At 58.8% G+C, this 20,366-nt stretch carries 18 protein-coding genes; 8 read left to right on the top strand and 10 right to left on the bottom strand.

The annotated features are described in order from the left end of the window. The 5 genes from QOY30_RS12470 to QOY30_RS12450 all read right to left on the bottom strand — a co-directional run bounded on the left by QOY30_RS12470 (position 1) and on the right by QOY30_RS12450 (position 5,522). Positions 1–303 (bottom strand): hypothetical protein, encoded by a 303-nt coding sequence (locus QOY30_RS12470; RefSeq protein WP_283744943.1) that lies wholly within the window; start codon positions 301–303, stop codon positions 1–3. Further along, a complete protein-coding gene (locus QOY30_RS12465) occupies positions 300–2,639 on the bottom strand; it encodes a nitric oxide reductase activation protein NorD (protein WP_283744942.1) in 2,340 nt (779 codons plus the stop codon). Before QOY30_RS12465 ends, QOY30_RS12470 begins: the two co-directional genes overlap by 4 nt. A 75-nt stretch (positions 2,640–2,714) precedes the next feature. Then, positions 2,715–3,518, bottom strand: a complete 804-nt coding sequence (locus tag QOY30_RS12460; RefSeq protein WP_283744941.1) for a CbbQ/NirQ/NorQ/GpvN family protein — start codon at positions 3,516–3,518, stop codon at positions 2,715–2,717. Between the two features lie 131 nt (positions 3,519–3,649). Then, complete coding sequence (locus QOY30_RS12455; protein ID WP_283744940.1) at positions 3,650–4,006, bottom strand: ribulose bisphosphate carboxylase small subunit; 357 nt, start codon at positions 4,004–4,006, stop codon at positions 3,650–3,652. 94 nt (positions 4,007–4,100) lie between these two features. Then, a complete protein-coding gene (locus QOY30_RS12450; protein ID WP_283744939.1) occupies positions 4,101–5,522 on the bottom strand; it encodes a form I ribulose bisphosphate carboxylase large subunit in 1,422 nt (473 codons plus the stop codon). 164 nt (positions 5,523–5,686) lie between these two features. Here QOY30_RS12450 and QOY30_RS12445 point away from each other — a divergent pair, with 164 nt between their 5' ends. From QOY30_RS12445 to QOY30_RS12410, 8 genes are all read left to right on the top strand, one after another. Then, positions 5,687–6,631, top strand: coding sequence for a LysR family transcriptional regulator (locus QOY30_RS12445; RefSeq protein ID WP_283746066.1), 945 nt, complete (start codon positions 5,687–5,689; stop codon positions 6,629–6,631). A gap of 105 nt (positions 6,632–6,736) precedes the next feature. Further along, on the top strand, positions 6,737–7,312 hold the full coding sequence (locus QOY30_RS12440) for an RNA polymerase sigma factor (protein WP_283744938.1): 576 nt from the start codon (positions 6,737–6,739) through the stop codon (positions 7,310–7,312). 38 nt (positions 7,313–7,350) lie between these two features. After that, positions 7,351–7,677: a hypothetical protein gene (locus QOY30_RS12435; protein ID WP_283744937.1), complete on the top strand. Its 327-nt coding sequence runs from the start codon at positions 7,351–7,353 to the stop codon at positions 7,675–7,677. Position 7,678: 1 nt separating this feature from the next. Then, positions 7,679–8,341 carry an NAD(P)-dependent oxidoreductase gene (locus tag QOY30_RS12430; RefSeq protein ID WP_283744936.1) on the top strand — a complete coding sequence of 221 codons (663 nt, stop codon included), beginning with the start codon at positions 7,679–7,681 and terminating at the stop codon, positions 8,339–8,341. Positions 8,342–8,456: 115 nt separating this feature from the next. Further along, positions 8,457–9,173, top strand: coding sequence for a TetR/AcrR family transcriptional regulator (locus QOY30_RS12425; protein WP_283744935.1), 717 nt, complete (start codon positions 8,457–8,459; stop codon positions 9,171–9,173). 55 nt (positions 9,174–9,228) lie between these two features. After that, on the top strand, positions 9,229–10,173 hold the full coding sequence (locus QOY30_RS12420; RefSeq protein WP_283744934.1) for an efflux RND transporter periplasmic adaptor subunit: 945 nt from the start codon (positions 9,229–9,231) through the stop codon (positions 10,171–10,173). Next, positions 10,170–13,244, top strand: a complete 3,075-nt coding sequence (locus QOY30_RS12415; protein WP_283744933.1) for an efflux RND transporter permease subunit — start codon at positions 10,170–10,172, stop codon at positions 13,242–13,244. Before QOY30_RS12420 ends, QOY30_RS12415 begins: the two co-directional genes overlap by 4 nt. A gap of 33 nt (positions 13,245–13,277) precedes the next feature. Next, the gene (locus QOY30_RS12410) at positions 13,278–14,606 is read left to right on the top strand and encodes a TolC family outer membrane protein (protein WP_283744932.1); all 1,329 of its coding nucleotides are present in this window, start codon (positions 13,278–13,280) and stop codon (positions 14,604–14,606) included. Here QOY30_RS12410 and QOY30_RS12405 read toward each other — a convergent pair. The 5 genes from QOY30_RS12405 to QOY30_RS12385 all read right to left on the bottom strand — a co-directional run bounded on the left by QOY30_RS12405 (position 14,603) and on the right by QOY30_RS12385 (position 20,363). Continuing rightward, positions 14,603–17,095, bottom strand: a complete 2,493-nt coding sequence (locus tag QOY30_RS12405; RefSeq protein WP_283744931.1) for a bifunctional diguanylate cyclase/phosphodiesterase — start codon at positions 17,093–17,095, stop codon at positions 14,603–14,605. The genes QOY30_RS12410 and QOY30_RS12405 overlap by 4 nt on opposite strands. 5 nt (positions 17,096–17,100) lie before the next feature. Next, positions 17,101–17,208 (bottom strand): YfiR/HmsC family protein, encoded by a 108-nt coding sequence (locus QOY30_RS12400; protein ID WP_283744930.1) that lies wholly within the window; start codon positions 17,206–17,208, stop codon positions 17,101–17,103. 143 nt (positions 17,209–17,351) lie between these two features. Next, positions 17,352–18,620, bottom strand: a complete 1,269-nt coding sequence (locus tag QOY30_RS12395; RefSeq protein WP_283744929.1) for an RsmB/NOP family class I SAM-dependent RNA methyltransferase — start codon at positions 18,618–18,620, stop codon at positions 17,352–17,354. Beyond that, positions 18,607–19,662, bottom strand: coding sequence for a DUF3108 domain-containing protein (locus QOY30_RS12390; RefSeq protein ID WP_283744928.1), 1,056 nt, complete (start codon positions 19,660–19,662; stop codon positions 18,607–18,609). Before QOY30_RS12390 ends, QOY30_RS12395 begins: the two co-directional genes overlap by 14 nt. Continuing rightward, complete coding sequence (locus QOY30_RS12385; protein WP_283744927.1) at positions 19,659–20,363, bottom strand: DUF3108 domain-containing protein; 705 nt, start codon at positions 20,361–20,363, stop codon at positions 19,659–19,661. Before QOY30_RS12385 ends, QOY30_RS12390 begins: the two co-directional genes overlap by 4 nt. Between the last annotated feature and the right edge of the window lie 3 nt (positions 20,364–20,366).

Here is a 20,366-nt window from a genome sequence, read left to right as displayed (position 1 = left end):
TTATTCGTCCTCGCCCAACTCCGCATTCCATCCCCGGTCTCGCGCCGTGGTGATGGCTGTCGCGTATAACTTCGTATGGCGTTCGCGCAGATCTTCCGGCAAACGGCTGGGCAGATGCGCATAGGGCTCCCAGGCCGCGTACACCTTTTCGTACAGGTTCTGCATGCGTGCCGAATCCCAGCCCGCGCAGGTTTCCGTTTCCGGCAGGATGCCGAATACCCAGGCATCGCGCACGAGTCGGCCCAGATGGGTCAAACCTGCATTGGTGTCCTGGTCGATCCCGATATATGTCTGTAGTGTCATCTCGTCAGTCCTGCGTAAAGCATTGGCAACTTCTCTGGCAAACGTTCTACATGGTCCACGACCATGTAGTTCCGTGCCCCGAATATCCGCGAGACGTATTGGTCCGCTCGCGGGTCGAGTGACATGCAGAAAGTCGTCACGCCCGAACGCGTCATTTCCTCCACGGCTTTCTTTGTGTCGTAACGCAGATACTGCGGATCGCGCACGTCGACATCCGCCGGTTCGCCATCGGTGATCACCAGCAACAGTTTCTTTGCCGATTTCTGCAGCTTCAGGTAATGCCCTGCATGACGGATGGCCGCGCCCATGCGCGTGGAAAGATGGCCGCTCATGCCCGCCAGTCTCGACTTGGGCACTTCATTATAGGGCTGGTCGAAATCCTTGAAGCGGGCATATTCGACATTGTGGCGACCGTCGGAACAGAAGCCGTGGATCGCGAACGGGTCGCCAATCTTGTGGATGGCGTCCGCCAGCAACACGGTGGCCTGGCGTTGCAGATCCAGCACGCTGTAATCCTGCCCGCTGACCTTGTCATTGGTGGATTCCGACAGGTCTAGCAGCACCATGACCGAAATGTCGCGCACCTTGCGTACCGAGCGCATCATGATGCGCGGATCGGGCTGCTCTCCCATGCGGATATCGATCATGGCGCGGATCGCCGCATTGACATCCAGCTCGTCGCCGTCCTCCAGCTTGCGTATGCGCGTCACGCCTTGCGGTTGCAGGGCATCGAGCAGGAACTTCAGCCGGCCTATGGTGCGTTTGTGCTGTGCGGCGATGTTGTCGATCAGCTGCAGGTCGCCCGCCTTGGGTCGTTTCTCCAGCACCGTGGCCCAGCCCGGACGCTCGAGCTGGATCTGGTAGTCCCACTCGGCATAGTGGTACGGTTCGGAGACCGGCTCCTTGCCTTCCAGTTCGTTGTACGACTTGCCCATGTCCTCGTAGGGGAAGAGTTCGGTGCCGAGCACCCAGATCTCTTCCGCATCGTCGCCCGCGGTCTCGACATCGAGTTCGTTGGCGAATTCCATCAGGCTGACGTGCTTTCGCACCTGCTTCGGTGCTTCATAACCGGCCGCCATCGCCTTGTCGAAATCGAATTCCTCGAATTCCCAGAAGTAGCGGTTGTCGTCGCGGTAGGGCGCAGTCAGCACATCGCTGCGCGGGTTGAAGGCGATGCGCTTGGTGCGGAACTCGTGCGCCAGTTGCACACCGATGTCCCAGGATATCTGGTTGCTGTCGAGGCGATCCGTGGCCTGCTTGAACAGAACGCGTCCTTGCGCGATCCACGGGTCGCTGTCCTGGTAGTTTTCGTCCAGCAAGGCGCGCGCCAGGCGGTTGAGATAATCGCCGGCCGACTCGCCCTGGCCCGCCTCAATGGAGTGCAACTGCACCCACAGCTTCTTGAGGCCCGGGAACCGGTTCGCTGCCAGTGTTTCCACTCGGGCATCCTCGATGACGCTGATCACCGCCATCTGCCATGGATTGAGCGCCTCGGCCGAGATCGGCTCGCGCGTGTAAACGAGATGCGCCGCACTGTGCGCTGCCGCGGCACGGTATAACTCAAGCCCCGGCAGCTTCGTTTCACCGATAGTGAAATCATCGTAGGCATCGGGGAGGTGGATGAAGTAACCCTCCACATAGGGACGATAGCCCTCGCGCGACTCGAAATCCCCGGAGGTCGGCTTCATGAAGAAATCCCTGGCCCAGAGTGCGCGCAGATACATATTGATACGACGCTGCACATCGATGAAGAGCGTGCCCTTGCGTTCCTTCTGCAGCATCGCCAGCGATTCCTTCGACTGCAGGCTGAAGTAGTTGGCCTGCTCGGGATAGTTGGTGCGGTGCGCATGCGCGCCCCACAATGCCCAGCGGCGCAGGCCGCCCAGAGTGAGCTGGCTGAAAAGTTTTCCCAGGTTCTCCAGCATCGGGCGCACGCCGCGCGGCGCCTGTGCCAGAAGCGTGGAGAGGAACTGCAGGTAAGCGCGGAACAGCGCTTCATCGCCGAGGCGGTTGGCCGCCGTGGGCGCCGTGCTGAGCACCAGTTCGATCACGGCGCCCGAGGTCTTGGAGGCCAGCGCCAGTGCGATCTGCACCAGGTCCGGCACGGCATCTTCGCCGATCTCCTTGGCCACCAGCGGCGCGTGGTCGATCCAGGTGGCAACCAGTTCATCTCCCTTGCCGAGACTCTTCAGCGCTGCGGCGCCTTTCAGGTAATTGTCCAGGCCGCGTGCACTGAATACTTTGGCTGCATCCGGCCAGGCGGCGCGCAGGCTTTCCTGCAACTCCGGCGAGAGCGTGTCGAGCAGTTCCTGATAGTCTCCAAGATTGATCGCCATGGTTATTCCGTCACCAAAGACATTAAGTTATACGGGTTCGATTGGCCGCTGTGCGGCCTGATGCGTGCCGCATGATCAAAAGAACGTGGTCACCGCCGCGTCCAGCGCATCGCGCATGTCCGGGTCGTCGGTGATCGGCCTTACCAGTGCCACGCGGCAAGCCTTGACCGGATCGACACCCGTTGCGATCAGGCTGCCCGCGTAAACCAGCATGCGCGTCGAGATACCCTCGTCGAGACCGTGTCCCTTGAGGTTGCGCGCGCGTTCGGCGATCGATACCAGCTTGCCGGCCGTTTCCGCATTGACGCCGGTTTCATGCACGACGATCTCGGTTTCGACGGCGTGTTCGGGATAGTTGAAGTCGAGGCCGCCGAAGCGCTGCTTGGTGGATTGTTTCAGGTCCTTCATCAGGCTCTGGTATCCGGGGTTGTAGGAGATCACCAGCTGGAAATCGGGGTGGGCGTGCACCAGCTCGCCTTTCTTTTCCAGCGGCAGCACACGGCGGTTGTCGGTCAGCGGGTGGATCACCACGGTGGTGTCCTGACGTGCCTCGACCACTTCATCCAGATAGCAGATCGCGCCATGGCGGGCCGCGAGCGCGAGCGGGCCGTCCTGCCAGCGCGTGCCGTTGGCATCGAGCAGGAAGCGTCCCACCAGATCGGAGGCAGTCATGTCTTCGTTGCAGGCCACCGTGATCAGCGGCCTGCCCAGTCGCCAGGCCATATGTTCCACGAAGCGCGTCTTGCCGCAACCGGTGGGGCCTTTCAGCATCATCGGCATGCGCACGGTGTAGGCGGCCTCGAACAGTTCCACCTCGTCCGAGACGGCGCGGTAATAGGGTTCCTTTTCGATACGGTACTGCTGGATGATGTCGCTCATTCTTGTCTCCGTCTATCGTTTAACACAAGGGCAGAAGCGGCCGACTCGCAGACGCTTGTGTCCATATGCGAAACACTTCTGATCGCGGTTAAAAACCCTGCCGCCCGAACCGGCGCGGCAGGAGTACTGCATCAAACCGTCTTGCCGCGGAAGATCACCATGGCCGCGCCCTGCGACTGGTTGAAGTTGTTATAACCAATCAGGCGCACGTGGTTGTTGGGGTTGGCCTTGTGACAGGCTTCCGCTTCGGCCAATACCTTCGTCACGTCGGTTTCGCCGAACATCGGCAGCTTCCACATGTACCAGTAGGAGTCCATCAGGTATTCCGGCTCGATATGCTCGATGGCCGGGTTCCAGCCTTTGGAAACCAGGTATTCCACCTGCTTCCGGATCTGGTCGGCGGTCATTGCCGGCAGGTAGGAGAATGTCTCGAACTTGCGGCTGGCAGGGTCGGACAAACGTGATTTGTAATCCATTACTTCGCTCATGATTCCATCCTTTTGTAGCTTGGGTCAGGCGTAGCCGTAACCCAACGTTCTTTGAATTGCCGGGCATCGCTTGCGCGCCGCCCGACCTGCGTTTTTACTTGTGGGCCACGTCCAGCTTGTCGACGGTGTCGAATTCGAACTTGATCTCTTTCCAAGTTTCCATGGCGATCTTCAGTTCCGGGCTGGATTTTGCGGCTTCGGTCAGGATGGACTTGCCTTCCTTCTCGATGGCCACACCCTGGTTGCGGGCTGCCACACAGGCTTCCAGTGCGACGCGGTTGGCTGCCGCACCGGCAGCGTTGCCCCACGGGTGTCCCAGCGTACCGCCGCCGAACTGCAGCACGGAGTCATCGCCGAAGATGTTCACCAGCGCGGGCATGTGCCATACGTGGATACCACCGGAGGCAACCGGCAGGACGCCGGGCATGGAGCCCCAGTCCTGGTCGAAGAAGAGGCCGCGGCTGCGGTCTTCCTTGATGAACTCGTCGCGCATGGTGTCGATCCAGCCCAGCGTTGCTTCGCGGTCGCCTTCCAGTTTGCCGACCACGGTGCCCGAGTGCAGGTGATCACCGCCAGACAGGCGCAGGACCTTGGTCAGCACGCGGAAGTGGATACCGTGGTGCGGGTTGCGGTCCAGCACGGCGTGCATGGCGCGGTGGATGTGCAGCAGCATGCCGTTGTTGCGGCACCAATTGGCCAGACCGGTATTGGCAGTCAGGCCGCCGGTCAGGTAGTCGTGCATGATGATCGGTGCGCCGATCTCCTTGGCGAACTCGGCGCGCTTGTACATCTCTTCCGGTGTCGGCGCCGTCACGTTCAGGTAGTGGCCCTTGCGCTCGCCGGTCTCGCGCTCTGCTTTCAGTGTGGCTTCATGCACGAATTCGAAACGGTCGCGCCAACGCATGAACGGCTGGCTGTTGACGTTCTCGTCGTCCTTGGTGAAGTCCAGGCCGCCGCGCAGGCACTCGTACACGGCACGACCGTAGTTCTTGGCGGACAGACCCAGCTTCGGCTTGATGGTGCAACCCAGCAGCGGGCGGCCGTACTTGTTCATCTTGTCGCGCTCGACCTGGATGCCTTGGGGAGGGCCGCCGCAAGTCTTCACATAGGCGATGGGGAAGCGCACGTCTTCGAGGCGCAGGGCGCGCAGCGCCTTGAAGCCGAACACGTTGCCGACCAGCGAGGTCAGCACGTTGACGACGGAGCCTTCTTCGAACAGGTCGATCGGGTATGCTACGAAAGCATAGAAGCAGGTATCATCGCCGGGCACGTCTTCGATGCGATAGGCACGGCCCTTGTAGTAATCGAGGTCAGTCAGCAGGTCGGTCCACACTGTGGTCCAGGTGCCGGTGGAGGATTCGGCCGCGACCGCAGCAGCAAGTTCTTCGCGGTCTACGCCGGGCTGCGGGGTGATCTTGAAACAGGCGAGGATGTCGGTATCCAGCGGGGTGTATTCCGGCGTCCAGTAAGTTTGCCGGTATTCTTTGACTCCGGCGTTATAGGTCTTGACTGCCATTGCAATCTCCTTCTTTCAGGTTGAACAGATATCCTCCGCTATGGAAGACTGATGGCTCCGAAGAGCGTGTCGCCACTGTAGACAAGTTCAACCATAAATAATAATTGTAATTTTCGATGCAAACGATAGACTTATATCTATGGTTTATTGAGTAAACGAACATGATGAAAAACGCAACATTGCGCCAGCTCAAGGTATTCGAATCGGTTGCGCGCAACCTCAGTTACACCCGCGCCGCCGAAGAGCTCTACCTGACCCAGCCGACAGTATCGATACAGATCAAGCAGTTAACCGATATCGTCGGGCTGCCCCTGCTGGAACAGATCGGCAAGCGGGTCTACCTGACCGACTCGGGACGCGAGCTGCTCAAGGTCTGTCGCGAGATCTTCGAGGGTCTGTCCCGCTTCGAGATGCTGGTCTCGGATATGAAGGGAGTGAAGGCGGGCAAGCTGAGGCTGGCCGTCATCACTACTGCCAAGTATTTTGTGCCGCGGTTGCTCGGACTGTTCTGCCAACGCTTTCCCGGTATCGATGTGTCACTCAAGGTGACCAATCGCGAGCGGGTGTTGCAGCGCATGGCCGACAATCAGGACGACATCTATGTGCTCGGTACTCCGCCCGAAGATATGGACATACAGGTGGAACCTTTCCTGGAAAATCCGCTGGTGGTGCTGGCTGCAAGCAATCACCCTCTTGTTTTGGAAAAGAACATTTCGCCGCAACGCCTGGCTGAAGAACCCTTTCTGATGCGCGAACCCGGTTCCGGTATCCGCCTGGCCACCGAACAGTTTTTCGGCGAACGCGGGCTGCAACTGAAAGTCAGGATGGAACTGGGCAGCAACGAGGCGATCAAGCAGGCAGTAGCAAGCGAACTGGGCATCGCCGTGTTGTCGGCCCATACGCTCACGCTGGACCGCAACAGCGAGGAACTGGCCATTCTCGACGTGCAGGGCTTTCCCATACAGCGTCACTGGTATCTGGCCTACCCCAAAGACAAACAGTTGTCTGTGGTCGCTTTGGCCTTCCTGGAATTCCTGCACAAGGAGAGCAAGCTGATCGGTGAGAAATATCTGCAGGGGATCCCTGGCTTCCCGTCGCAGAGAAACTGAAGATACATTGCTTTCACCCGTCGCCTCCAGACGGCCGGACACGCGCGCTTTGAGATTTTTTTCACAACACGACAATATTCCCATCCGTGATCCGTCTTCACAGGCATGGATACGACACTAACCGCGAATGCGCTGATGGCCGAACAGGATAAACGCATCACCGAAACCATCTCGCAAGAGCGCGGGCGGCTGCGGAATTTCATCCGGCGGCGCGTGCCGGACACGAACGAGGCAGAGGATATCCTGCAGGATGTGTTCTTCGAGTATGTCGAGGCTTACCGGCTGCCCGAGCCGATAGAGCAGGTGGGTGCGTGGCTGTTCCGCGTGGCGCGCAATCGCATCATCGACCGTTTTCGCAAGAAGCGCGAGGTGGCATTGCCGGAGATGCCGGACGAGGAAGAAGACGGACATTGGCTGGACGAAGTGCTGCCGTCGGCGGATGCAGGCCCGGAAGCGGCCTATGCGCGGTCGGTGCTGCAGGAAGAGCTGTTTGCGGCGCTTGAGGAGTTGCCCAGGGAACAGCGCGACGTATTCATCGCCCATGAACTGGACGGGCGCAGCTTCAAGGAATTGGCAGCCGAAAAAAATGTGGCGGTGAACACGCTGCTGGCACGCAAGCGATATGCGGTGCTCCATCTGCGGGCTCGCCTGCAAACGATCTACGACGAGTTTGATTTGTAGAACGGCCATAATGAATTGGATATTCAAGGAGAGATGAAATGAACTGCAAAGCAAAATGCTGGAAGATTGGTTTATTGGTGGTGGCAGGCATCGCGGCGCTGGGCTGGGTGGTGATGGCGTTGTGGAACTGGTTGCTGCCGACCTTGTTCTTTGGCGTCAGGGAAATCGATTATGTGCAGGCGATGGGCGTGCTGCTGCTGAGCAAGATATTGTTCGGCGGATTTCGCGGGCACTGCGGCGGGCATCGCAAATGGCATCAGCACCGCCTCGAAAACATGACGCCGGAAGAGCGCGAGAAATTCCAGAACGGGATGCGCGGCTGGTGCGGCAAAGGCAAACAGGAAGACGCTGCGGCCAAGGAATGACATGACCATGCGCATCCTGTTGCTGGGGGCGACCGGACGGACCGGACGCCACGTCCTTGAGTATGCCTTGTCGCAAGGCATCGAAGTGGCTGCTCTGGTACGCCGTGCGGCGGCGATCACCGTACACTCGGACAAGCTCACGGTGGTCGAAGGTTCGCCGATGAATGCAGACGATGTCAGGAAAGCCATCGCGGGCTGTGATGCGGTGGTCAGTGCGCTGAACAACAACCGCACTTCGGATAATCCGTGGGCCAGGCGGCTCAGTCCGTCTCTGTTCATGACGCAGTCGATACGCACTTGTCTTGCGGCAATGAAAGAGATGGACATGCGCCGCATCGTGGTGCTGAGTTCGGTTGGTGTGAACGACTCGTTCGATGATGCGGTGTTCGTCATGCGCTGGCTGATCCGTAACACCAACCTGCAATACACCTTCCAGGACCACGATGCGCAGGAATCCGAGTTGCGCAGGTCGGGCATGGACTGGACCGCGGTGCGTGCGGCGCTCTTGAATAACGGAAAGAGACTCAAGACACTGGTCGAGAGCTACTACAACGAGCCGAAACCGGCGCTGACGATCTCGCGCCTGCACACGGCGCGCTTTCTGATCGATTGCCTGAACGACCCGGCCACTTTTCGCAAGGCACCGACTATCTCCGAACGGTAGAAGCAGGTCATGGCAAAGGGCAAGCATTAATCTGTCATAAAAGTAATTCAGTCGATTGACTTAATCAACCGACTGAATTATTCTGTTTAATATTCAAACAATTCCGGGGTGAGGCATGACCGCAGAGAAAGAAACCCGCTGCCTGCTGCTGCAAACAGCACAACGCCTGCTCGGCCATCAGCCCAGCGCGCAGGAAGAGACGCGCTGGCGCCTGCTACAAGCCGCAACCGAGGTCTTCGCCGAAGTCGGTTACCACGCCGCGACCACGCGCGAAATCTGCAAACGGGCCGAGGTCAATCTGGCCTCTATCCATTATTACTTCGGCGACAAGGCGGAACTGTACCGCGAAGTGTTCCGCCTGCCTTTCCTGAACGAATGCAATACCTTTGCCACGCTGGACATCGCGCAGGTATCCCTGGAGGTAGCGCTTCAGTCTTTCTATGGCTGGCTGTTTCCTCCGACAGTGGAGGAAGACCCGATGCGGCAGCTCTTCATGCGGTTGCATGCGCGCGAAGACGCGGAGCCCAGCGGCGTGCTGGGCGATGCCATGGTGCAGGCGTTCCGCCCGAATCACGAAAAGATGCAGGCCTTGTTGTGCCGGGAGTTCGGCCTGCAGAAACCCGATGCAGATCTGGACAGATTGACTTTCGGAGTCATCGGCCTGGCGACTTTCTATTTTCACAATCGAATGGCGCTCGATTATTTTGCGCCGAACCTGATTAGCGGGCAGAAGGCACGGGAGACGATGACGGAAAGACTGGTTGGATACGCCGTTGCGTTGATCGAGGCAGAACGCAAAAGACGCGCAACCGCGGCTGGCGCTGACAAATAAGCGGCCTGGCCCTGCCTGCACGGACACCAAAATTGTTTTGAGAGGAAGCCCCGGAATGAACATGCATATCAAACGCAAACCCATGATCATCAGTATCGCTTTGCTGGCTTTGGCGCTGGCTGCCGGTAGCGCGTGGGTGATCGACACCGGTACTGCCAAGGCCGAGCCGACTGTTCCTGCCGAAAGCCGTCCGGCGCTGACGGTGCGGACGACCGTGTTGCAGCAGGACAAATGGGGACGCACGCTGTCAGCCAACGGCAGCATCCTGCCGTGGCAGGAGGCCGTCATCAGTGCACAAGTGCAAGGGGTGCGTCTTGCGGAGGTCAAAGTCAGCATCGGCGATCATGTGAAACAGGGCGATGTGCTGGTGACGCTGGATAATTTTGCGCGCCTCGGCGACGACCCCGCGGCAACCCATTCCGCGCAGGGTCGCATCGTCGCGCCCTATGACGGCGTCATATCGGCTGCCAGTGCCAATTCCGGTTCCATGTCCCAGCCTGGTGCCGAACTGTTCCGGCTGATCCGCAACGAACGCCTGGAGTGGCGCGCCGAGCTGACTGCGGAAGAGTTGATGCTGTTGCGCAAGGGAATGACGGCTGAAGTCGCTGTGGGCGAGGGCCGCGTCATCAGGGGCACGGTCCGTGCCATTTCCCCGGCGGTGAATTTGCAGTCGCGTTACGGCTACGCACTGGTCACCCTGCCGGACAGCACGGGGATCATCGCCGGACTTTTTGCGCATGGCACATTCGATATCAGCAACGGCAAGCGGAGCTTGCTGTCATTGCCACAGTCGGCTGTCCTGCAGCGCGGCAGCATGACTTTTGTGCTGGTGGTGGGAGCGGACGGCCATGTGCACGAACGCGAGGTGAAAGTCGGGCAGCGCAATGGCGATCGCGTCGAGATCAAACAGGGACTCAAGCCGGATGAACCGGTTGTCGAAAGCGGCGGGGCGTTTCTGACCGAGGGTGATGTCGTTCAAGTGGTGAAAGCTCAGGCATGAACGTTTCAGCCTGGTCGATACGCAACCCCATTCCGGCGGTTCTTGGCTTCATCATGCTCACCTTTCTGGGCGTGATGGCGTTCAAGGCCATGAAGATCCAGTTGTTCCCCGATATCGATCTGCCGACGATCACTGTGACGGCCTCGATGCCGGGTGCGTCGCCGGACCAGATGGAAGCCGAAGTGGCGCGCAAGATCGAGAACGCGCTCGCCAGCGCCCAGGGATTGAAACACCTCTACACCCATGTCACCGACGGAACCGCCATCGTGTCCGCCGAATTCAGGCTGGAGCGGGATACGCGCGTGGCGCTGGAAGACGTGCGATCTACGGTCACGCGCATCCGCAGCGATCTGCCGAAGGAGATGCTCGATCCGGTCATCACCAAGGTGGAGCTGAGCGGCAAGCCGATCGTGACCTATACCATCGCCGACCCCGAGATGAACGAGGAGGAGCTGTCCTGGTTCGTCGATAACAACATCACCAAGCTGCTGCTGGGCGTAAAAGGTGTCGGGGCGGTAAACCGCGTCGGCGGTGTGACACGCCAGGTTCGCGTCGAGCTCGATCCGGCCAAGTTGCTGGCGTTGAACATTACCGCCACCGAGGTTTCAACCCAGCTGAGCAAGATACAACAGGAAGCGCCGGGCGGGCGAACCGATCTCGGCGGCATGGAGCAATCCGTGCGTACGCTGGCAACGGTGCAGACTGCCGAACAACTGGCACAGATGGAGATCAGCATCCGCGACGGCCGTCGCATACGCCTCGATCAGATAGCCGATGTCAGCGACTCCATCGCCGAAAGGCGCTCGGCCGCGCTGCATGACGGCAGGGAAGTGGTAGGCTTCGAGATCGTCCGTTCGCTCGGCGCCAGCGATGTCGAAGTGGGAAACGGCGTAGCGAAAGCGCTTGAAACCCTGAAGCAGACGCACCCGCAGGTCACCGTGGAACGCGTGTTCAATACGGTCGACCAGGTGTACGAAACCTACAGGGGCTCGATGGAGATGATCTTCGAGGGCGCGCTGCTGGCGGTGATCGTGGTGATCTTCTTCCTGCGCAACACGCGCGCCACCATTGTGGCAGCGACCGCTTTGCCGCTGGCGGTCATTCCCACCTTCGCGGTCATGTATGTGTTCGGTTTCACCATCAATTTGGTGACGCTGCTTGCCTTGTCGCTGGTGGTCGGTGTGCTGGTGGATGATGCCATCGTCGAGATCGAGAACATCATGCGCCATCTGGAGATGGGCAAGACGCCTTACCAGGCGGCGATGGAGGCGGCCGACGAGATCGGCATGGCGGTGATCGCGACGACTTTCACGCTGGTCGCGGTATTCCTGCCGACGGCCTTCATGAGCGGCATACCGGGAAAGTTCTTCGTGCAGTTCGGCTGGACGGCGGCCGTGGCGGTGCTGTTCTCGCTGGTCGTGGCGCGCCTGCTGACGCCCATGATGTCGGCCTATTTTCTGCGTCCGCGCGAGCTGCACGCGACGCCGAAATGGCTAGAGATATACCTCAAATGGGCGCAGTGGTGTCTGGGGAACCGCTTGAAGACGCTGACCCTGACGGCTGTGTTCTTTGTCGGTTCGTTCGTGCTGGCCGGCACCCTGCCGACGGCTTTCCAGCCCAAGGACAACCTGTCGCAAACCCAAGTGACACTGACCCTGCCACCGGGAACCAGGTTCGACCAGACTTACGCATTGGCCGAACAGGCGCGCAATATCATCATCAAGAATCCTAACGTGACGTTGGTCTATACCGCCATTGGTGCCGGCTCGACAGGGGGTAATGTATTCGAGCCGAGCGGGGCGTCTGACGTACGTAAGGCTACGCTGTCCATCCAGTTGAAACCCAGGAAAGAACGAAAATTGCGCAAGCAACAGATCGAGGATCAGTTGCGCGAGGCGTTGAGAGTGTTGCCCGGTGTGCGATTCAAGGTCGGACTGGGTTCGTCCTCGGACAAATACCAGCTTGTATTGACCAGCGAGAACAGCGAACTGTTGAGCCAGTACGCGCTGAAGGTCGGGCAGGAGCTGCGCACGATCCAGGGCATCGGCAACGTGGTTTCAAATTCCAGCGTTCTGCGTCCGGAACTGGTGGTGCGCCCGGACTTTGCCCGTGCAGCCGATCTGGGGGTGACTTCCAGTCAGATCGCCGAGACCTTGCGCGTGGCCACCAGCGGCGATTACGAGCAGTCGCTGGCCAAGCTCAACCTGCCGGACCGGCAACTGCCCATCGTGGTGAAGCTGCGCGACGATGCACGCCAGGACATCCAGTTGTTGTCGCACCTGGTGGTGCAAGGCTCGCGCGGACCGGTGCTGCTCGGCAATGTGGCGACCCTCAGCCTGGAAAGCGGCCCTGCCGAGATCGACCGTTACGACCGCCAGCGCAACATCTCCTTTGAAATCGAACTGGCCGGGCAACCTCTCGGCAAGGTGCAGGCAGCGGTGCTGGCCCTGCCTTCCATCAAAAACATGCCCGCCGGGGTGGAGTTGGCACCGGTCGGCGATGCGGAAATGATGCAGGAGCTTTTTGCCAGCTTCGGCCTGGCGATGTTCACCGGTGTGATGTGCATCTATATTGTTCTGGTGCTGCTGTTCAAGGATTTCATGCAGCCAGCCACGATACTGTGCGCGCTGATACTGTCGATTCCCGGCGCGTTCCTGGCATTGTTCCTGACGCACACCGCGATCTCGATGCCGTCGATGATCGGCATCATCATGCTGATGGGGATCGCCACCAAGAATTCCATTCTGCTCGTGGAATACGCCATCGTCTCGCATCGCGAACGCGGCATGACCCGCAGCGAAGCCTTGCTGGATGCCTGCAAAAAACGCGCACGCCCCATCGTGATGACGACCATGGCAATGGGTGCCGGCATGATGCCGGTCGCGCTCGACCTCGGCATGGGCGATGGCAGCTTCCGCTCGCCGATGGCGATCGTGGTGATCGGCGGTCTGATCACGTCGACCTTCCTGAGCCTGCTGGTGATTCCGGTGGTATTCACTTACGTGGATGATCTGATCGAATGGATGCGGTCCAGGGTCAAAAGATTCAGCATGGCACGTGCTTCACAATAATCGCTTGGCCTGACCTGAAGATTGGAGCACGCATTGAAATATACCAAAGTGACATTGATCATCCTGCTGGCACTGGGGACGCAGTCCCCGGCGCAAGCTGCTGATCTGGTCGATATTTACCGCGCGGCACAAAATCAGGACGCAGTGTTCGCCTCTGCCCGCGCCGCACAGCAAGCGGGCATGGAGAAATTGATACAAGGGCGTTCCTTGTTGCTGCCCAGCGTCACTTTCAACGCGAATACGACCAGCAACGATGTGACGATCAACTACGGCACGGCGTCTCCGATTTTCGTAAGCGGGGGTATGAGATACAACACGCACGGCTATGGCGTCAATCTGGTGCAACCGCTGTTCCGCGAGCAGAATTGGGCGGCATACAACCAGTCCGAATTGCAGGTGGCTATATCGGAAGCGCAGTTCAAGCTCGCCGAGCAGGATGTCATTATGCGCAGCGCGCAAACTTATTTCGACGTGCTGATCGCCCAGGATACTGTGCAGCTGACGGCGGCGCAGAAAACCGCCATCGCGGAACAACTGGATCAGGCCAAAAGCAACTTCGAGGTGGGTTCGGCCACTGTCACGGACACTTATGAAGCGCAGGCGCGTTTCGACTTGATCGTTGCCCAGGAACTGGCTGCCGCCAGCAACCTCGAGATCAAGCGTCGCACCCTGCAAAAATTGATCAATGCCGAGGTCAACCAACTGAATGTGTTGAGTGGCGCGTTCAAGCTTGAAACCCCCGATCCGACCGATGTGCAGAAGTGGGTCGCCGTTTCGCAGCAGGGAAATTTCCAGATCGTCCAGGCTGAGGCGGCCTATCAATTGGCAGAACAGGAGGTAGCGCGCAGTCGTGGCGGAGACATGCCCACGGTAGATCTGGTCGCGAGCTACGGTTCCAGCACCGCGACCGGCGGAGTATTTGGCGCCATGGACACCCGCAGCACTGCGATAGGTGTGCAGCTTAACGTTCCGTTATTTCAGGGCGGAGCGATACAATCCAGGTGGCGCGAGGCCGAGTCGAATCGCGAAAAAGCCAAACAGGATCTGGAAAGTACGCGCCGCAATATCGAACTGCAAACCCGTCAGGCTTATCTGGGCGTGGTCAGCGGGATCGCCCAGGTACAAGCGTTGCAACAGGCATTGAAATCCAGCGAAAGCCTGTTGGAGGCCAGCAAGCTGGGACATGAAGTGGGTGTGCGCACCAATCTGGACGTGCTGAATGCGCAGCAACAATTATTTTCGACAAAGCGCGATTTATTCCAGGCTCAATACAGCTACCTGGTCAGCCAGCTGCGATTGAAAGCAGCCGCTGGCAATCTTGCCGAGGCAGATCTGATCAGCGTCAACCAATCTCTTCATTAAGCGCAGTACGTCGAGGTCTTGAGCATGGCCTCGAACTCGTGTGCCGGGAGCGGGTGCGAGAAGAAATGACCTTGCCCATAATCGCATCCTGCCGCGGCAAGCAGATGGCGCTGCGTAGCGGTCTCGATTCCTTCCGCGATCACCTTCAGTCCCAATTTGTGCGCCATCACGATGATGGCCTCGCACAAAGCCATATCATCCGAGGTGGCGGTCAGGTTGCGCACGAAGCTGCGATCGATCTTGATGTAGTCAATGTCGAATTTTTTGAGGTAGGACAGTGAGGAATAACCCGTGCCGAAATCGTCCAGCGCGACCTGGATACCGGCATCGCGCAAGTCGAGCAACTTTGCCTGAACATTGTCCGTTGCATCCAGCAGCAACCCCTCGGTGATCTCTATCGATATGCATTCCCCGGGCAGCCCCAGCTGCTGCAAATGGGGGAGCCATTCCTGGAAGTAGCGGTCGTCGTTGCGGAACTGGATCGGCGATTTGTTCACGCTGATCTGGAACTCGGAATGATGTGTCTCACGCAGGCGCTGCACCTGGACGGCGGCTTGCCTGAACACCCAGTCGCCGATCTCTACGATCATTCCCGATTCTTCAGCCAGCATGACGAACTCTACCGGGTTGATCAACCCGCGCGTGGGGTGTTGCCAGCGTATGAGTGCCTCGGCTTTGTGAATGCTGCCGCTGGCCATTTCGACGATGGGATGATAATGCAGGCGGAACTGGTTGCCGGAGAGCGCACCGCGCAAATCGTTGATCAGGTGCATGCGCTTCAATGCGGCTTCCTGCAGGCTGTGGGTAAAGTAGCTGTAACGGTTGCGTCCGGCACTCTTGGAGGCGTACATGGCCTGATCCGCGTTGCTCATCAGTATTTCCAGATTGGCCGCGTCATCGGGATAAAGCGTGATGCCGATACTGGCGGAGACATAGGCAGTATCTCCGCCTATCTTGAACGGGGCCACCAGCGTGTCTATGATGGCCTGTGCGATACGCTCAATGCACGTCGGGTCGTTTAGTTCGGGCAGGATGACGGTGAATTCGTCCCCGCCCAGCCTGGCGACCGTGTCGGATTCGCGCACGCATGCGGCGATGCGTTGTGCCGCATCCGCCAACAGGATATCGCCCTTGTCGTGGCCCAGGGTGTCGTTGACCTCCTTGAATTTGTCCAGGTCGATGAACATCAGCGCCAGCGGCGATCCGTCGCGGTTGGATTTTTTGATCTCATGCTCGAGCCTGTCCTGGAACATGCGGCGGTTGGGCAGGGCGGTAAGCGGGTCGAAGTTGGCCTGTTTCCAGATTGTTTCTTCCGAACGCTTTTTCTCGGTGATGTCCTGGCTGACGCCGGTCAGCTTGAATTTGAACCCCTGCTCATCGTTCAACGATTTAAAACGGATTCTCATCCAGCGTATATTGCCGTCTGCGTTCAGAGTGCGTACCTCGGTTTCAACCACAAAATCGGCTTCCCTGGAATCGAGCTCCAGCTGGATATGGTCGCTGATGCGATGAGCATCTTCCGGATGGACAAAGCGTCTGGCGAAATCCTCATAGGAAAGACGATAGCCGCCGACTTCCTGGGCGGTGGTCGAGTGTAGCGAATAATACTGGTCGTTGAAGGTGAATTCGCTGGTGAGTACGTTATATTCCCAGTATCCCAGGCTGGATATTTTTGCCGCCAACGCCAGCTCGTCATGGGTCTTGGCCAATTCCGCCGTGCGCTTACCCACTTCCCTTTCCAGCCTGTCCTGATGGCGCAGCAGGCTCTCGTCGCGATCCTGGATCTCGCTCAGCATGTGATTGAACGCCATGATCAGTTCGCCGATCTCGTCGTTCGTATGCTGTGGTACGCGCAGTTCATAGGTCTTTTCGCTGGCGATGGTGCGTGCCGTATCGGCAACGTTCCGTATGGGCTGTGAAATGACACCTTGCAAACGGATCGCCAGAACGTAGATCACCAGCAGCGACAGGGCTGCGACGACCAGCCCGGTCTCCAGGTCGATCAGATGGTTGTTCCAGCTCTCCGAAAGGTCCGCATGCAACAGTAAGTAGCCGACCCGTTCTCCGTCGCGCGTTATGGGGCGGTACAGGTCGGCACTCCTCGACCAGAGTTCGGAGCGTGTTTGCAGGGCTTCGACTTGATAGTCGGCAGGAGCCGGTTTGGCTGCACCATGGCGACTCCACGCGGCGAGTGCATTGCCGTTGGCATCCAGCAGCCATGCGGAGTCGATCTCGCGATGGCCTTGCAGGGATTCGAGCATGCGCCTGGCTTCGTTACGGTCGTCGAACACCAGTGCGGCCTGGGCATTCTCAGCCAGGATTTCGGAGATGCCGGAGAGCTGTTGCAACGATTCATTCTGGCTGCTGCGCAGGGAACTGGCAAACAGCGCGGAAAAGCCGAGCAGCAGACAGATCGTGCTGCTCAGCATGATGAGGAATACGAGCTTCCTGCTCAGGGACCAATCGGACAAGTTCGGGAAGATATCCATGACCATCATTTTCCGAAGATATTGGCAGCCAGGTTCAGCATCCGGCTGGAAAGTCGCAGTCCCGCTATCCGGGTCGACGCGAGATTGATTTCGAACTGTACCTTAATTTTCATGGTAAACCTGCCCGATTCCTCCCTGCGGGCATGTTACGTTTGATTTTAGCGATTTGTCCTTGGCCAGTTTACCGTGTTCTGCATACTAATTATCTGATTGATATATAAATTAAATCAACAAGTGCTTGGGGGCGAGCAGTATTTTATGCACCTTTGCGTTCCAGCACGGCTGCGAAGAAGCCGTCGGTATTGTGTTGTTGCGGGTTGAGCTGCAGATAGTCGCCCATCGCGAGGTCGATATGCTGTTGCCGTAGCACTTCGCTTGCAGGCAGCAGGGCGAAATCGGGATGCGTTGCGAGGAATGCCTGCACGATGCCCTGGTTCTCCTCGTGCAGGAAGCTGCAAGTGGCATAGACCAGGCGTCCGCCCTGTTTCAGCAATCGTGCGGCGGAATCCAGAATCGCTGTCTGTTTCACATTCAGCTCGGCTACACTTTGTGGCGATTGGCGGAACTTCAGGTCGGGGTTGCGGCGCAGCGTACCCAAACCGCTGCATGGCGCATCCACCAGCACGCGGTCGATCTTGCCGGCCAGGCGTTTCACCTTGCTGTCGTTCTCGTGCGCGATGAGCTGGGGTTGCACATTGGACAGACCGGAACGCTTCAGGCGCGGCTTCAGGTTGGTGAGGCGTTTCTCGGAAACGTCCCAGGCATAAAGGCGTCCCTGCGAGTTCATCATCGCGCCGAGCATCAGCGTCTTGCCGCCAGCTCCGGCACAAAAATCCACCACCATGTCGTTGCGCTTCGGGGCAAGCAATAATCCCAGCATCTGGCTGCCTTCATCCTGCACCTCGAATTTGCCGGTGAGGAACAGCGCATGTTTGTTCAACGCCGGTTTGTATTTGAGGCGGATGCCCATGGGCGAGTAGGGCGTGGCCTGTGCATCCAGACCGTCAGCCTGCAGGGCCTGCAGCACTTCGTCTCGCCCGGCGAGCAGGGTGTTCACGCGCAGATCGAGCGGGGCGGGCTGCTGCATGGAACGTCCCAGTTCAAGGATCTCGGCGTCGCTGTGTTGCGTGCGCAGCTTGTCGACGATCCATTCCGGCAACTCGGCCTGGATGGAAAGCGGCAGATCGTTCGCGTTGATGCTCTTTACGCTGCCCAGCCAATCCGCTTCTTTCGCCTTGAGCAGCGGCTCCAGTTCGCGCAGGTTGTACCCGCCGAACTTGACCCAGTAGGCCAGGGTCATGCGGCGTGCCGTGGCCTGCCCTTTGTCGAGTGTGCAGCCGTATTCGAGCAACAGGCGGTGACGCAATACCCCGAACAGGGTTTCGGCCACCAGCGAGCGCTCGTTGGAACCGATGCGTTCTGCCTGGAAGAAATGGCGCAACACGGCATCGGCCGGATGTTCCATTTTCAGCGCATTGCGCAAAGCCTGTATGACCAGGTCGAGGCGGTATTCAGTTAGCAACATCTTTTCTCACTCCTTCTTCTTCCGACACGCGGATGTCGGTGATGACAGCCTCGCCGGAGACTTCGCCGTTCTTTTCTGTAAATCGCAATTTTACCGGGAACAAACGGTATTCACGTGCCAGCCAGATATCCAGGCCTTCTTCGTTGGCAGCATGCATCTTGTGCAGATGCACGGTCAGCAGTTTTCCGAGCGGCGTGTCGATGGTTTCGTCGACGCCAACCTCGAATTGATAATGTTCGATCTTTTTGCCGTTGCCGACGGAGACGGCGGCGATCTCCGTATGGGCCAGCGGGGGGAACTGGTACATGACGCTCAGGATATCCTGGGTTTCCGGCGGCAGTGTCATTTCAAGGCCGTTCGAGAAGCGTGCGCGCTGTGTGGCGTGGTCGAATTCCACCGCATTGCGTTGCTTGCCGATCCTTTCCTTGCGCTCTTCCGAGTACAGATCCGGCTGCAGGCCGTCCTTGCCGTAGCGGCCGCTGCTGTACTGGTCGAGTTCGTAGCTTTTGAAAAGTTTGACAATGCCGGCGGTCGAGGTTGTGGCTTGTAACACATAACGGCCGTCGTCGATGTCCAGCGTGTGTATCGATTCGCCGACACGGAAGTTGCTGGTTCCCTTGTTGATCGCAAACGTGAGGCGTGCATGCATGGGTAACGGCGGCCGGTCGGTCGGTTTGTCGGTGTCGGCGGCGAGTGTCGCCGTGTCGACGGGCGCGCTGGCAACAGCGGGTTCGCTTGCGGCAACAGGTGTGCTTGCTGCCGGAGTGACGGCTTGTGGCAGCGGTTCGGGCTGGGGTTCTGGCTGGGGTTCTGGCGCAGGAGCCGCCTCGATCTTCTGTGCCGCAGGTCTGGTTTTGCGTTTCGGTTTGGGTTTTGCAGGGGCGGAAGGCAGCGCCTCAAGCTTTGCAGTCAGTTGCGGTAACGAGGGGTTGAAATTCGGCAACTGCATGTTCGGTCCCCACAGTACCAGGCTGTGCAACAGCAAGGAGACGACGATGGCAAACGCGACGCGGCGCGGCGCGGTGTCCAGCTTGAAATTCACTGCGTGATGCTCAGCGCGGTGAGGACTTGGGTCAGTTGATCGCCGTTATCCTCGGTCAATATGATCTTGCAGGGAAAGTTGCCGTCCTTGACCGACAGCCAGACCTCCGTCTTCCACGCAGTCGCTTCCGCCGGGGTGCTCAAGTACAGTGTCTCCAGGGTACCCGTCGGGATGGTCAGCATCTGCCCTGCTTGTATCAGGTAATGGCGCGTATCGATCTTGCTGCCGTTGGTGATATGCATCGTCAATTCTTTGTGCTGCTGCAGCAGTGGAACATAACGGAACTGGTACAGCACGCTCAAACGGTCCTGCGTATCGGGGGGTAAGTGTTCGGTGCGCTGACCTTGTTGGTCGCTGAGTGCCAGATTGGATTTTTTCCAGTCGAAGGTTGCTGCGGTGTTCTTGATTGCTTCCTTGGAACGCTTATAGGTGTAGGTGTGCGGACGCAGGCCATGTGCGGTAACGTCGCCTTCGCTGACGACAGCGATCGTTTCCGGCTTGAGTACGGCAAGAAGGCCAAGCGGTTTGGTGGCACTCTCGATGCGGTAATGATTGCCTGTGCGTATGAACTTTTCTGTAACCAGGGCGATCTTGACGCCCCGGGTGGTTACTTCGTAAGAGGCTTCGATTTGCCGCGCAACCGGGGTGGCGAACAGCGCGGGAGCGATACAACATAACAATAGTGCGACGAGTGTGCGCATGGC

This window comes from Sideroxydans sp. CL21 (assembly GCF_902459525.1).
GTDB lineage: Bacteria > Pseudomonadota > Gammaproteobacteria > Burkholderiales > Gallionellaceae > Sideroxyarcus.
This window is presented reverse-complemented; position numbering and strand designations above follow the sequence as displayed.